At 70.0% G+C, this 13,372-nt stretch carries 11 protein-coding genes; 4 read left to right on the top strand and 7 right to left on the bottom strand.

The window, feature by feature from the left end; genetic code table 11:
- Positions 1 to 32 precede the first annotated feature (32 nt).
- Positions 33 to 1,784, bottom strand: a complete 1,752-nt coding sequence (gene lysS / locus ACFY9I_RS12720) for a lysine--tRNA ligase (RefSeq protein WP_391000478.1) — start codon at positions 1,782 to 1,784, stop codon at positions 33 to 35.
- 463 nt (positions 1,785 to 2,247) lie between these two features.
- Between lysS and argS the strand changes: the two genes are divergently transcribed.
- Positions 2,248 to 4,017, top strand: a complete 1,770-nt coding sequence (gene argS / locus ACFY9I_RS12715) for an arginine--tRNA ligase (protein WP_391000474.1) — start codon at positions 2,248 to 2,250, stop codon at positions 4,015 to 4,017.
- A gap of 113 nt (positions 4,018 to 4,130) precedes the next feature.
- Here argS and ACFY9I_RS12710 read toward each other — a convergent pair whose 3' ends face one another.
- Positions 4,131 to 4,838, bottom strand: a complete 708-nt coding sequence (locus ACFY9I_RS12710; RefSeq protein WP_391000471.1) for a hypothetical protein — start codon at positions 4,836 to 4,838, stop codon at positions 4,131 to 4,133.
- A gap of 178 nt (positions 4,839 to 5,016) precedes the next feature.
- Between ACFY9I_RS12710 and ACFY9I_RS12705 the strand changes: the two genes are divergently transcribed.
- Positions 5,017 to 5,874: a DUF4253 domain-containing protein gene (locus tag ACFY9I_RS12705; protein ID WP_391000469.1), complete on the top strand. Its 858-nt coding sequence runs from the start codon at positions 5,017 to 5,019 to the stop codon at positions 5,872 to 5,874.
- Between the two features lie 12 nt (positions 5,875 to 5,886).
- On the opposite strand, the gene ACFY9I_RS12700 is transcribed toward ACFY9I_RS12705, so the two are convergent.
- The gene (locus ACFY9I_RS12700) at positions 5,887 to 7,170 is read right to left on the bottom strand and encodes an aminotransferase class I/II-fold pyridoxal phosphate-dependent enzyme (protein ID WP_391000467.1); all 1,284 of its coding nucleotides are present in this window, start codon (positions 7,168 to 7,170) and stop codon (positions 5,887 to 5,889) included.
- Between the two features lie 129 nt (positions 7,171 to 7,299).
- Between ACFY9I_RS12700 and ACFY9I_RS12695 the strand changes: the two genes are divergently transcribed.
- Positions 7,300 to 8,232 (top strand): phosphotransferase, encoded by a 933-nt coding sequence (locus ACFY9I_RS12695; RefSeq protein ID WP_391000464.1) that lies wholly within the window; start codon positions 7,300 to 7,302, stop codon positions 8,230 to 8,232.
- A gap of 103 nt (positions 8,233 to 8,335) precedes the next feature.
- Here the strand turns inward: ACFY9I_RS12695 and ACFY9I_RS12690 are convergent, their stop codons facing one another.
- The 3 genes from ACFY9I_RS12690 to ACFY9I_RS12680 form a co-directional block, all read right to left on the bottom strand.
- The gene (locus ACFY9I_RS12690) at positions 8,336 to 9,238 is read right to left on the bottom strand and encodes an SAM-dependent methyltransferase (RefSeq protein WP_391000462.1); all 903 of its coding nucleotides are present in this window, start codon (positions 9,236 to 9,238) and stop codon (positions 8,336 to 8,338) included.
- Positions 9,239 to 9,304: 66 nt separating this feature from the next.
- On the bottom strand, positions 9,305 to 9,661 hold the full coding sequence (locus ACFY9I_RS12685; protein WP_391000460.1) for a DUF805 domain-containing protein: 357 nt from the start codon (positions 9,659 to 9,661) through the stop codon (positions 9,305 to 9,307).
- 116 nt (positions 9,662 to 9,777) lie between these two features.
- The gene (locus ACFY9I_RS12680) at positions 9,778 to 11,280 is read right to left on the bottom strand and encodes a helix-turn-helix domain-containing protein (RefSeq protein WP_391000458.1); all 1,503 of its coding nucleotides are present in this window, start codon (positions 11,278 to 11,280) and stop codon (positions 9,778 to 9,780) included.
- A gap of 229 nt (positions 11,281 to 11,509) precedes the next feature.
- Between ACFY9I_RS12680 and ACFY9I_RS12675 the strand changes: the two genes are divergently transcribed.
- A complete protein-coding gene (locus ACFY9I_RS12675) occupies positions 11,510 to 12,265 on the top strand; it encodes a DUF4232 domain-containing protein (RefSeq protein ID WP_391000455.1) in 756 nt (251 codons plus the stop codon).
- A 112-nt stretch (positions 12,266 to 12,377) separates the two neighbouring features.
- Here ACFY9I_RS12675 and hemB read toward each other — a convergent pair whose 3' ends face one another.
- Entirely contained in the window at positions 12,378 to 13,370 is a 993-nt protein-coding gene (gene hemB, locus ACFY9I_RS12670) for a porphobilinogen synthase (RefSeq protein ID WP_391000453.1), read from the bottom strand.
- Positions 13,371 to 13,372 lie beyond the last annotated feature (2 nt).

The raw sequence follows: 13,372 nt of genomic DNA, 5'->3' as shown, positions 1-13,372 counted from the left end.
CTCGTACGACGTCCTACGACGTCCTACGCGGCCTACTCCCCGAGCAGGCGCCGCACCCGCTCCTGCCCCACCGCGAGCAGCAGCGTGGGCAGTCGCGGCCCGGTGTCGCGCCCGACGAGCAGGTGGTACAGCAGCGCGAAGAACGACCGCTGGGCCGTCTTGATCTCGGCCGGCAGCTCCTTGGGCGTGGCGTCCGCCGCGAACCCGGCCTGCACCTTGGGCACCCCGTAGACGAGGTGCGTCAGCCCGTCGAGCGACCAGCGCTCGGAGAGCCCGTCGAGCAGCAGCCGCAGTGACTGCTGGGACTGCTCGTCGAGGGACTTCAGCAGCTCCGCGTCGGCCTCCTCGCGCACGATGGTCCGCTGGTCGGCGGGGACCTGCGTGTTGATCCAGGCCTCGGCCTTGTCGAGCCGGGGCCGTACCTCGTCGAGGCCGGACAGCGGGTCGGTGGGGTCGAGCTCGCTGAGGATGCGCAGGGTCTGGTCCTCGGCGCCCGCGGTGATGTCGGCGACGGACGCGAGGGTCCGGTACGGCATCGGGCGGGGCGTGCGCGGCAGCTCACCGGCGGCGGTCCGCACGGCACGCGAGTGGGCGGCGATGTCAGCCGGAAGGGCGGACCCGTCCGCGACCTTGGCGTCGAGCTTGTCCCACTCGTCGTAGAGCCGCTGGATCTCCTGGTCGAAGGCGATCTTGAAGGACTGGTTGGGCCGGCGGCGGGCGTAGAGCCAGCGCAGGATCTGCGGCTCCATGATCTTCAGCGCGTCGGCGGGCGTGGGTACGCCGCCCTTGGACGACGACATCTTGGCCATGCCGCTGATGCCGACGAAGGCGTACATCGGCCCGATGGGCTGCTTGCCGCCGAAGATCCCGACGATCTGCCCGCCGACCTGGAAGCTGGACCCGGGCGAGGAGTGGTCGACCCCGCTGGGCTCGAAGACGACGCCCTCGTACGCCCACCGCATCGGCCAGTCGACCTTCCAGACCAGCTTGCCGCGGTTGAACTCGTTCAGTGCGACGGTCTCGGAGAAACCACAGGCGGTGCAGGTGTAGGCCAGCTCGGTGCTGTCGTCGTCGTAGGCGGTGACGGTGGTGAGGTCCTTCTCGCACCGCCCGCAGTAGGGCTTGTACGGGAAGTACCCGGCGGCGCCGGAGCTGCCGTCGTCCTCGCCGGCGGCGCCGGAGCCTTCCGCGGCCTCCAGTTCCGCCTCGTCCACCGGCTTCTGCGACTGCTTCTTCGCCGAGCCGGCCGGGGCCTTCTTGGTGCGGTACTGGTCGAGAATCGCGTCGATGTCCCCGCGGTGCTTCATGGCGTGCAGGATCTGGTCCCGGTAGACCCCGGAGGTGTACTGCGCGGTCTGGCTGATCCCGTCGAACTCGACGCCCATCTCGGCGAGCGCGTCGATCATCGCGGCCTTGAAGTGCTCGGCCCAGTTGGGGTGGGCGGAGCCCTGGGGGGCGGGCACGGAGGTGAGGGGCTTGCCGATGTGCTCGGCCCAGGAGGCGTCGATGCCGTCGATGCCGTTGGGGACCTTGCGGTAGCGGTCGTAGTCGTCCCAGGAGATGAGGTGCCTGACCTGGTGTCCGCGCCGGCGGATCTCGTCGGCGACGAGGTGCGGGGTCATGACCTCGCGGAGGTTGCCGAGGTGGATCGGGCCGGACGGCGACAGCCCGGAGGCGACGACTACCGGTTTGCCCGGGGCCCGACGCTCCGACTCCTCGATGACCTCAACCGCGAAACGGGAGACCCAGTCGGTGGTCTCGGTGCTCTGAGCCACGATCGGCACGTCCTCTTTTTCCTGGAGTTTCCATGGCCGCCGGTTACGGTCCCGGCGACCGCGCCATTCTCCCAGCCTTTCACTCCGTGGGTCGAACCGGGCGCCTATTTACCCGGGGGTGCGGGTGCGTCGGCGGGTACGGGTCGATGGGGCTTCTCGCGCAGTTCCCCGCGCCCCTAAAGGCCCAGTCCCTGCGGGCCTGGCAGACCACGGGGCCACGGGCCTGGAAGACCACAGCTCTGCGGGCCTGGCAGACCACGGGGCCACGGGCCGAAGAGCACGGGGCGCAGCCCCTGCTTTTCAGGGGCGCGGGGAACTGCGCGACCAGCCCCCACCCACCCGCACCCGCAAACGCACCCGAACCCCCACCCCCTAAGGCGCTCCCCCGACGGACCGCACCAGGGAAACCCCTTTACCCCCCGTGGGATACTGACGACATCCACCCGTACCCCGAGGAGAACGGCACCCCCTGATGGCTTCGGTCACGTCCCTCACCGCCTCCGTCCACCAGCACCTCGCAACCGCCCTCTCGGCAACCCTGCCGACCGCGGACGCGGACCCGCTGCTGCGACGCAGCGACCGGGCGGACTACCAGGCGAACGGGATCCTCGCCCTCGCCAAGAAGGCGAAGGCGAACCCGCGGGAGCTGGCCACCCAGGTCGTCGCCCAGGTGGAGTCCGGTGAGCTGATCAAGGACATCGAGGTCTCCGGCCCCGGCTTCCTGAACATCACCCTCACCGACGGCGCGATCACGGAGAACCTCGCCGCGCGGTACTCGGACGACACCGGCCGTCTCGGCGTCCCCACAACGGAGCACCCCGGCACCACGGTCATCGACTACGCCCAGCCGAACGTGGCGAAGGAGATGCACGTCGGCCACCTCCGCTCCGCCGTGATCGGCGACGCGGTGGTCCAGATCCTGGAGTTCACCGGCGAGAACGTGGTCCGCAGGCACCACATCGGCGACTGGGGCACTCAGTTCGGCATGCTGATCCAGTATCTGGACGAGCACCCGCACGAGCTGGACCACAAGGACGCCCAGGTGAGCGGCGAGGAGGCGATGTCGAACCTCGACCGCCTCTACAAGGCCGCCCGAAGGCTGTTCGACTCCGACGAGGAGTTCAAGACGCGGGCCCGCCGGCGGGTGGTCGACCTCCAGGCCGGTGACCCGCACACCCTCGCCACATGGCAGAAGTTCGTCGACGAGTCGAAGATCTACTTTTTCTCCGTCTTCGACAAGCTGGACATGGAGATCCGGGACGCGGACATCGTCGGCGAGTCGGGCTACAACGACATGCTGGACGAGACGTGCCGCCTCCTGGAGGAGTCGGGCGTCGCGGTCCGCTCGGAGGGCGCCCTCTGCGTCTTCTTCGAGGACATCAAGGGCCCGGACGGCAACCCGGTCCCCCTGATCGTCAAGAAGTCGGACGGCGGCTACGGCTACGCGGCGACGGACCTCTCCGCGATCAGGGACCGCGTCTTCCACCTGAAGGCGAACTCGCTCCTCTACGTCGTGGACGCCCGCCAGTCCCTTCACTTCAAGATGGTCTTCGAGACGGCGCGCAGGGCGGGCTGGCTGGACGACGAGGACGTCAAGGCGTTCCAGCTCGCCTTCGGCACGGTCCTCGGCAAGGACGGCAAGCCGTTCAAGACCCGTGAGGGCGAGACGATCCGGCTGGTGGACCTGCTGGACGAGGCGATCGAGCGTGCCACCGCCGTGGTCCGGGAGAAGGCCGAGAAGGTGGGCCTGAGCGAGCAGGAGATCATCGAGAACGGCCGGTACGTGGGCATCGGCGCGGTGAAGTACGCCGACCTGTCGACCTCCGCCGTGCGGGACTACAAGTTCGACCTGGACCAGATGGTCTCGCTCAACGGCGACACCTCGGTGTACCTGCAGTACGCGTACGCCCGTATCCAGTCGATCCTCCGCAAGGCGGGCGGGACCGCTCCGGCCGCGCACCCGGAGCTGGAGCTGGCCCCGGCCGAGCGCGCGTTGGGCCTGCACCTGGACCAGTTCGGCGAGACCGTGGCCGAGGTCGCCCAGTCGTACGAGCCGCACAAGCTGGCCGCGTACCTCTTCAAGCTGGCGACCCTGCTCACGGCCTTCTACGACCAGTGCCCGGTCCTGAAGGCCGAGACCCCGGCCCACGTCGAGAACCGTCTCTTCCTGGTCGACCTGACGGCCCGCACCCTCCACCGGGGCATGGCCCTGCTGGGCATCAGGACTCCCGAGAAGCTCTGAAACCCGTCGTCCGGCCCTCGCGCCGCCGCCGTCACGCCGATGCGCGGGGACACCCCCCGTGGTGTCCCCGCGCATCGGGCGGTCGATCCGGGCTGTTCCGGATCCCGGGTCGGTCAGCGGTTGCCGATCCAGGCGTTGAACTTCACGTTGACCGTGGAGATGGTCTGCCGCTTGGTGATCGGGGTGGTGCCGACCGACTTGTAGAGCGGCTTGGCCTTCCAGGTGGTGGTGGCCGAGATGTTGCGGCCGCTGACCTTGATGGTGTCCTTCTTGGCCGGCGTGATGACGACGGCCCCGTTGAGGTTGGTGACCGAGCGCTTGTACTTCGGCGACTTGACCGCGGAGCCGAAGTCGTAGGACAGGACGGTCTTCTGGGTGATGACCGGGATGTTGAAGATCCGCTCGGTGGCGGTGAAGGTCAGCGTGATGTGCGCCCCGGACGAGGTGGTCTTGCGCACGCCCTTGACGTCGGCGACGAAGCGGACGTCCTTGTTGTAGGCCTTCTCGCCGCGGCCTCCCCGGTTGATGTAGCCGCCGGTCCGGACGTTGTAGGCCTCCTGCACCTTGCGGTTCTGGAGATAGCCGACGAACTTCTGCTGCTTGGCCTTGGGCAGTTTGTCGAACGCCTTGAGCAGCTTGATGGAGGCGGCGGCCTCGTCGTTGTTCTTCAGCCAGTCGCGGTACTTGGCGACGGTGAGCTTGGCCGGCTTGGCCTGCGGGGCGGCCAGGGCCGTTCCCTGGGCCGCGACACCGGTGAACAGCAGGGCGCCGGACGTGAGGGCGAGGACACCGGCACGGGTGGCGGTGGCGAAAGTACGCATGTGAGGGTGTCTTTCGAGACGGTTCCGATGGCGGGCTCAACCAACCTAATTTCCAGGCTAGTTGACCGAAATCGTCTCTTGGGTCACTGCCCTTCGGGTCAGTGCCGGGGCGGTCGCGGCCAGGGGAGCGCGGTACGGCCCGCGACGGGTGTCAGTGGCTGCCCCTACAGTCACCCGCATGGCGACTCTTCCCAATCCGCTGCCCAGGCTGGCGGCCGACCCGAGCGGGCGTGCGCTCGGGCTTGAGCTCCCGCTTCCCCGGGGGAGGCTGATCGACGCGACCGGCGACGGCCCGTGGCACGAACCGCTGCTGTGGTGCGCGGACGAGCCGGCCGCGCCCGGCGTCTGGGCCGCCGTCCAGCCCGCCCGCCGCACGGCCGGCCTCCTCCCGGTGCTGCTGGACGTCGGCGGCGGTCAGGGCGGCCCGGAGGAATGGGACTTGCTGCCCGGCGAGACGTCCTACCCCGGGGACCACGACGCCGACGAGGTCCTGGCCGAGTTCTGGGACGAGTACGCGACGGAGGAGGCCGACGAGAGCGACGGCGGCGCCGGCCGGCCCAACCTCGCCACGGCCCCCGCGGCTCCGCTCGACACCACCCGGGACCCGGACGCCACTCTCGACACCACCCAGGACCCGGACGCCCTCGCCGCCGAGACCGCCGACGCCCTCGTCAAGGACCCCGCCCGGCTGAAGGACCCCCGCATCGCCCTGGTGCCCGCCCGCCGCAGCGCGGACATCCCGGCGGCCCTCGGCTGGGGTGGCCCGGTGAACCACGAGAGCGACGTGGCGAGGCTCTGCGCGGTGCTGCGCTCCTGGGAGGACCGCTTCGGCATACGCGTCGTCGCCCTCACCTACGACCAGCTCGTCCTCTCGGTCGCCACCCCGCCCACCACCGGGGCCCAGGCCGAAGCCCTGGCCGCCGAGCACTTCGCCTTCTGCCCGGACAACATCTGGCAGGGCACGCCCGACGGCACCCGACAGGCGTACGCGCGCACCCTGCTCGGCGAGCACGTCTGGTCCTTCTGGTGGGACTGAGGGCGCCGTCCGTCACTCCGCTCGCAGCCCCTCCCCCAGCCTCCGCAATCCCTCCCGGATCTCCTCCGGCGTCTGCGTCACGAAGCACAGCCGCAGCGTCGACCGGTCCGGCTCACCGGCGTGGAAGGGCGCCCCGGGCACATACGCCACGTCCCGTTCGACGACACGCGGGAGGAGGGCGGTCGTGTCGTACGACGAAGGAAGGCGGGCCCAGAGGAACATGCCGCCCTCGGGGCGGTTCCACGTGGAGCCCTCCGGGAGGGCCGCGGCGAGACCGTCGAGCATGGTGTCCCGGCGTTCGCGGTAGACGGCGGCGACCCGGGAGACATGGGCGTCCAGGTCACGGTCGGCCAGATAGCGGGCGGCGGCGAGCTGGTTGACGGTCGGGGTGTGCAGATCGGCCGCCTGCTTGGCGACCGCGCAGGCCCGGCGGAGCCCGGCGGGCGCGCGCAGCCAGCCCAGCCGCATGCCGGGCGCCATCACCTTGGAGAAGGAGCCCAGCAGCGCCGTACGGTCCTCGGCCCCCGGGTACGAGGCGATCCAGGGCACGCGCTCGCCCTCGAAGCGGAGTTCGCCGTACGGGTCGTCCTCGACGATCCACAGCCCGTGCCGGGCGGCGACGGAGGCGACGGCCGCCCTCCGCCCGGCCGGCAGGGTCCGCCCGGTCGGGTTCTGGAAGGTGGGCACGGTGTAGAAGAGCTTGGGCCGGGTCCGTGCTACCAGGTCCTCCAGCGCCGCCGGGTCCACCCCGTGCGCGTCGCCCGGCACGGCGACCACCCGTGCCCCCGCGAACCGGAACGCCTGGAGCGCCGCCAGATAGCAGGAGTCCTCGACCAGGACGACATCCCCGGGCTCCAGCAACGCGGTGGCGAGCAACGACAGCGCCTGTTGCGACCCGGTGGTGACAAGCACCCCGTCCGCGCCCGTCACCAGTCCCCGCGCCCCGTAACGCGCCGCGAGCGCCTCCCTGAGCGCCGGTTCACCCTCGGTCGTCGCGTACTGGAGCGCCCGCCCCGCCGACTCGGCGAGCACATCGCGGTAGGCCGCCGCTATCCCCTCGGTGTCGAACAGCTCCGGCGCGGGCAGTCCACCCGCGAAGTTGACGACTTCGGGACGTGAGGTGACGGCGAGGATGTCCCGTACGGGGGAACCGCCGACGGCCGTGACCCGCTCGGCGAGAGCGGGCAGGGCCGCCCCGCCGCCCACCACGCCCTCGTCCCCGAAACCGCCGGTATCCCCCTCCGCGGCGGCAAACCCCACGTCACCAGCGGCCCGCACAGCATCCACGGCTCCCATTCCACGGCTCCTTCGACACTCCCGGACGGCGCGACCCCGCCCCCTGCCCGCACCCTAGACCGATATGTGCCCCTTACACTCACCACTTTCGCCATGCGGGTGCTCCCTCACACCCCCTAGGCTGCGCCCATGCTGCCCAGCGTGGACACGAACGACGAGTTGCAAGAAGTCGTCGGTGACGAGGCGCTGCTGCGACCTGCTGCCCAGGATCTCTGCGGGCAGCTCGGTCTGGCAGGCGCGCGGATCGTACGTTTTCCCGAGGGCTCGCTGCCGGTGTACGCCGTCGGCGACTCCCTCGTCCTCAAGCTCTATCCGGGTTTCGAAGCGGCGGAGGCCGTCAGAGAGGCCCGGCTACTCTCCGTCCTGTGGGGCAAACTGCCCATCCCCACACCCAGGTTGCACTCGTCCGACCAGTACAAGAACGGCTGGCGCTATGTGCTGATGTCCCGTCTGCCCGGCGAGGACCTCAACGAGGCGTGGCCCCGGATCCCCCGGCCCGACCAGGAACGCATCGTCGTCGAGGCCGCCGAAGGTCTCGCCGCGCTGCACGCCCTGGACGCCGAGCCGGTCATCCCCCTCACGGGGCCGCCGGACTGGGCGAGGTTCGTCACGGCGCAGCGCGCGGGCGCGGTCGAGCAGCAGCGCAGCGGCGGCCTCACGGCTCCCTGGCTGGAACAGATCCCGGACTTCCTGCGCTCCGTCCCGCTCCCCGCCCCGCGCCGCCCGGTGCTGCTGCACACCGAGTTCATGCGCGAGCACCTCACCGTCGACCCCCACGACGGCTGGCGCCTCACCGGCCTCTTCGACTTCGAGCCGGCCATGGTCGGCGACCCGGCCTACGACTTCGTCAGCGTGGGCCTCTTCCTGACCCGAGCCGACCCCACCCTCCTCAAGCTCTTCTACGAGGCGTACGGCCACCCCCCGTTCGCGCCCCGCGAACTGATGGCTTACACCCTCCTCCACGTCTACAGCGACCTGAACTGGTACCTGCGCAGTCTCCCGGCCCCACCCCGCCAGGACTTCGACTCCTTGGCGGAAACCTGGTTCGGCACGGTCGGCTGACGCTCTGACAGGGCCGGGGGCGCAAGCCCCGGCCCTGTCAGGGGCGCGGGGAACTGCGCGACAAGCCCCCAACCACCCGCAGCCGCGTCACCGACCGATCCCCCTACCCCTTGCGCCCCACAGCCACATACACATTGATGTCCGCGTCGGTCACATCGTTGATGTCCCGATACCGCACCTTCTCGATGTCATCCATCCCGGCCCACGCCCCCGGCTCAACCGCCGGAGGCACCGGCGCACCGTCCGAGAACCGCCAGTGGTGCGCCGGCACCACCCCCGGCTCCTCCACCACCAGCCCGCTCTGCGCGAAGAACCGCGCGACCTCGTCCCTGGACCGCAGCACGAACGTGAACCCCCGCTTGGTGTACGTCTCCTGCACCGCACGGATGTTCGCCGGATTGAGGTCCTCCGTGAGATGGCTGAGCACCAGCCGGCTTCCGGCGGGCAACGCCTCGACCAGCTCACGCACGATCGGGTAGGCCTCGTCGTCCTCGATGAAGTGCAGGATCGCCACCAGGCACAGCGCGACCGGCTGGTCGAAGTCGAGGGTCTTGGCCGCCGCTTCGAGGATCCGCGCCGGTTCCCTGAGGTCGGCGTCGATGTAGTCCGTGGCCCCCTCGGGCCCGCTCGTGAGCAAAGCCCGCGCGTGGGCGAGCACCACCGGGTCGTTGTCGACGTACAGGACCCGGGTGTCGGGGGCGATGCCCTGGGCGATCTGGTGGACGTTCTCGGCGGTCGGCAGTCCCGTGCCGATGTCGAGGAACTGCCGGATGCCCTCGTCCTTGGCGAGCGTGGTCACGGCCCGGCGCATGAAGTCACGGTTGTGGCGGACGTCGAGGTACCCGCGCGGATTGGCCGCCAGTGCGGCGCCGGCGGCGTCCCGGTCCACGGGGTAGTTGTCCTTGCCGCCGAGGAAGACGTCGTAGACGCGCGCCGGGTGCGCCTTGGTGGTGTCGATCCTCTTCCGCAGCTCGGCGGGGTCCTGGCTGAGCGCGTCGCCGGCCATAAAGCCTCTCCCTGGAGAGTCGCATCATTGAATGAGCAACAACCTATCTCCCAGGGAGAGTTGCCGTCAGGCGCGTTCCGGATACGCCTTCGGGTCGGGGCCGTACTGGTTGGCGTCCCGCTGCCCCTCGGTGGCCATGAAGATGATCGTCACGATGGTGCCGACACAGGGGATGATCCCGATGAGAACCCACCACCCGCTGCGACCGGTGTCATGCAGTCGCCGGACGCTGACGGCCAGGGAGGGCAGGAAAACGGCCGCGAGGAAAACGAATTCGGGCACCTCCGAGTCGATGCTGAGGCCGAGGACCCACAACCCGAGCCAGATGAGCGAGCTGACCAGCGTGAACATCCAGTATTCCGTGCGGCGCGCCCGCCCGCTGAAGACCGCGTACTTCTTGAGCACCTCGATGAACCAGTGCATCGCTTACCCCCGAAAATCGGCACAGCCCTCCCCCGAACGGGTCAGGTCAGGCGCAGAAGCTATGCCGATTGACGAGACCTCGTCAATTCCTTAACCGGCCCTGCCGCGGGTCTGGTTCAGTCCTGGTTCAGGGTCGTGCCCTCCTCGACCCACTTCGGCCCGTGGAGCGGGTACTCGTACGCCGGTCGCCCGTTGTTGCCGCTGGTACGCAACGGTACGCCGTTGTCGTTCACGGTCAGCGTGCCGCTGCGGGAGCCGCTGGTCCACTCCAGTTCCAGATTCCAACGCACGTAGTACGCCGAGGCGTCGGCGGTGATGTAGTAGACCTCCGGGTCGGACTCGCTGACGGAGTACGGGAAGTCCCGGCTGCCCGCCTTGGGCTTCACCTCGGGACGCGCGCCGTCGAGCGCGATCGTGAAGGACCGGGTCGGAACGCCGGCGCCGCAGCCGACGCCGGGGAAGCCCATGACGTAGTCGTTCCAGGGGAGGGGCTCCTTCCTGTCGACGATCCGGACCTTGAGGCTCCGTACGACCACGGTCTCCTTGCCGCTGCCCTGCACGCTGAGCGTCAGGAACTGGTTACCGGACGAAACAGCCCCCGCCGCTCTCACCCACCTCGGCGCGTCCTGCTCCGGCGGCGGCTGTTCCACCTCCGTCGGCGGTCGCGGCACCAGATACCGCTGGTCGCACGGGCTCTCCCAGGTGTACGGCTCCACCTTGACGGTCAACGGCGCGGCACCGGACGAGTTGCCGCCCGCACCCGCACGACCGGACTCAGCCGGGGTACTGGAGGCCGATCCCCCCACCCCCGTACGGCCGCCCGTCCCGCCGACCTCACCGGCCTCGCCCTCCTCACCCTTCCCGTCCTTTCGTTCCTTCCCGCCCTTCCCGTCCTTCTTCCCCTGCTTGCTCGCGGAAGCGGAGGGCAAGGCCTCGGACGGCGAAGCGGCCCTGTCGTCCGCCCCGGCCTCTCCCAGGGGCGCGCTCCCCGTCGTACGCCCCGCCCCGTCCCGCGCCCCGTCGGACGGCAGACTCACGGCCAGCGTCACCGCCCCGAGCACGGCGGCCGCGGCGAGCCCGGCGACGAGAGCAACCCGGGAACGCCGACGAGCACCCGGCGCACCCTGCGGCCCACCGCAAACCTCATCACCGACCGTCGCCTCGCGAACCGGCCTGCCCGCCGAATCCGCAGCCGCAGTCGAAGCAGAAACCGAAGCCGAAGCCGAAGCGGAGACGGACATGGAAGGCCCCACCCCCACCCCCGCCCCCGACTGCGACTCCGCCTCAGCCACCCCACTGCCGGCACCGTCACCGACGGCGGCCTCGCTCTTCCTGCTCCCCCGCGTCGCATCCGCCAGCACCCACTTCCGGTGCAGCGCGACCAGTTCCTCCGGAGTCGCCTTGCAGAGACGGGCCAACCGCTCGACGGGCGCGTAGTCGGCCGGTACGGCATCCCCGTTGCAGTACCGGTGAAGCGTGGACGTACTCATATGGAGCCGCTTGGCGAGCACCCCGTAACTGAGCCCCGAGCGCTCCTTCAACTCCCGTAGCGACTCGGCGAAATCAGCCCCCATGCCGTTCCCGGCACCGCTCCCCGACACAGCGTCCTCCGTCCCCATGCGTCCCCCACGTCCCGTCCGGCGTTCCAGGGAAGTGATGTTTTCCCAGGTCAAAGCCGTTCTGGGCATTCCAGCGTCCCTGATCGCCCGCCGAGGGTGGCGGCTGGGACGGTCCACCCCACAAGCTCTTGTCATCCAAACACGCCGCTCCCGGCAGACCGGTCGAGCGGCACGCCTTCGAGCACTTGTTCCAGCCTCTACAACCGGCTTTGTCCGAAAGGAATCCGTCATGCGCACGTTCCGCACCGCCCGCGTAGCCCGGCCCGCCCGTCTGCTCGCCGCGACCGGAGTCGCCCTCGCCGCCCTCGCCCTCACCGCATGCGACAACGGGATGGGCCCCCGGGACGAGGGTCGGGCGGACGACTCCACCTCGACCTCGCAGACCACCGGCTCCACCACAGGCGACGCCGGCTCCACCACAGGCGACGGCGCGACGACCACCGGCGGCACCACGACGGCCGACCATGCCTCCTCGGAGACGAGCACCGACACCGGCACCGGCAAGACCGGCAAGACCGGCAAGTCCGCCGCCGCCTCCGACCCGTGGGACCCCGCCAACCGCGTCACCTGCAACGGCTCCAACACCACCGTCACCATGAAGCCGGTCGCCCGCCCGCTGAACCACATGCTGATCACCGTCAAGAACACCGGCTCGAAGTACTGCGACCTCTACTACAACCCGACGGTCCGCTTCGACCAGGCCCAGTGGGCCCCCGGCGTCTTCGAGGAGTCCAAGCCCCAGGCGGTGGTGACCCTCGCCCCCGGCGAGTCCGGCTACGCGGGCGTCCTCCTCTCCTCCGCCGACGGCAGCGGCGAGAACGGCACCACGGCCAGGAAGGTCACCATCGGCTTCCAGGGCAGGGGATCGGGCAGCAACGGCGGCCCCTCCGCCACCCCGGCCCTGCCCACCGGAGGCGTCTACTACGACAGCTCCCTGACCGTCACCTACTGGCAGTCGACGAGGGAGGACGCCCTCATGTACTGAGCAGCCACCGGTGCTCGCCGCCTAGGACGCGCCAGCCCCGAAACCACACCAGGGGCAGCACATGCAGTCCGGAACCCCCGACGCCCTCAACGCCCCGGTGGCCCGGAACACCTCAACGCAGCATTCGGGCGGCTTCGACCGCCCAGTACGTGAGGATGTTCTGTGCACCCGCCCGCTTGATGCCGGTCAGCGTCTCCATGATCGCCCGGTCACGGTCGATCCACCCCTTCTCGGCGGCGGCCTCGACCATCGAGTACTCCCCGGAAATCTGGTACGCGGCGACGGGCACGTCCACGGCGTCCGCGACCCGCGCGAGGATGTCCAGGTAGGGCCCGGCCGGCTTGACCATCACCATGTCGGCCCCTTCCTCCAGGTCCAGGGCCAGCTCCCGCAGCGACTCGCGGGCGTTCGCCGGGTCCTGCTGGTACGTCTTCCGGTCCCCCTTCAGCGAGGAGCCGACGGCCTCCCGGAAGGGCCCGTAGAACGCGGACGCGTACTTGGCGGTGTAGGCGAGGATGGCGACGTCCTCGCGCCCGATCTGGTCGAGGGCGTCACGGATCACCCCGATCTGGCCGTCCATCATCCCGCTGGGGCCGACGACATGCGCACCGGCATCCGCCTGCACCTGGGCCATCTCGGCGTACCGCTCGAGCGTCGCGTCGTTGTCGACGCGCCCCTGATCGTCCAGCACCCCGCAGTGCCCGTGGTCGATGGTCTCGTCGAGACACACGTCCGACATCACCAGCAGCTCGTCGCCGACCTCGGCCCGCACATCACGGATCGCGACCTGCAGAATCCCGTCCGGATCGGTCCCAGGCGTCCCGAGCGCGTCCTTCTTAGCCTCCTCCGGCACCCCGAACAGCATGATCCCGGAGACCCCGGCCTCCACGGCCTCCACGGCGGCCTTCTTCAGACTGTCCCGCGTGTGCTGCACGACCCCCGGCATCGCCGCGATCGGCACCGGCTCGCTCACCCCCTCCCGCACGAACGCGGGCAGGATGAAGTCGGCGGGATGCAGCCGCGTCTCGGCCACCATCCGGCGCATCACAGGCGTCGTACGAAGCCGGCGGGGCCGCGTACCGGGAAACGATCCGTACTTCGACATAC

This window comes from Streptomyces sp. NPDC012510, from assembly GCF_042955065.1.
Taxonomy (GTDB): domain Bacteria; phylum Actinomycetota; class Actinomycetes; order Streptomycetales; family Streptomycetaceae; genus Streptomyces.
This window is presented reverse-complemented; position numbering and strand designations above follow the sequence as displayed.

Excerpts from the sequence above, each read along its gene's own strand:
- argS (WP_391000474.1), top strand. The coding sequence starts at position 2,248 with ATGGCTTCGGTCACGTCCCTCACCGCCTCCGTCCACCAGCACCTCGCA.
- ACFY9I_RS12710 (WP_391000471.1), bottom strand. The coding sequence starts at position 4,838 with ATGCGTACTTTCGCCACCGCCACCCGTGCCGGTGTCCTCGCCCTCACG.
- ACFY9I_RS12705 (WP_391000469.1), top strand. The coding sequence starts at position 5,017 with ATGGCGACTCTTCCCAATCCGCTGCCCAGGCTGGCGGCCGACCCGAGC.
- ACFY9I_RS12700 (WP_391000467.1), bottom strand. The coding sequence starts at position 7,170 with ATGGGAGCCGTGGATGCTGTGCGGGCCGCTGGTGACGTGGGGTTTGCC.
- ACFY9I_RS12695 (WP_391000464.1), top strand. The coding sequence starts at position 7,300 with ATGCTGCCCAGCGTGGACACGAACGACGAGTTGCAAGAAGTCGTCGGT.
- ACFY9I_RS12690 (WP_391000462.1), bottom strand. The coding sequence starts at position 9,238 with ATGGCCGGCGACGCGCTCAGCCAGGACCCCGCCGAGCTGCGGAAGAGG.
- ACFY9I_RS12685 (WP_391000460.1), bottom strand. The coding sequence starts at position 9,661 with ATGCACTGGTTCATCGAGGTGCTCAAGAAGTACGCGGTCTTCAGCGGG.
- ACFY9I_RS12680 (WP_391000458.1), bottom strand. The coding sequence starts at position 11,280 with ATGGGGACGGAGGACGCTGTGTCGGGGAGCGGTGCCGGGAACGGCATG.
- ACFY9I_RS12675 (WP_391000455.1), top strand. The coding sequence starts at position 11,510 with ATGCGCACGTTCCGCACCGCCCGCGTAGCCCGGCCCGCCCGTCTGCTC.
- hemB (WP_391000453.1), bottom strand. The coding sequence starts at position 13,370 with ATGTCGAAGTACGGATCGTTTCCCGGTACGCGGCCCCGCCGGCTTCGT.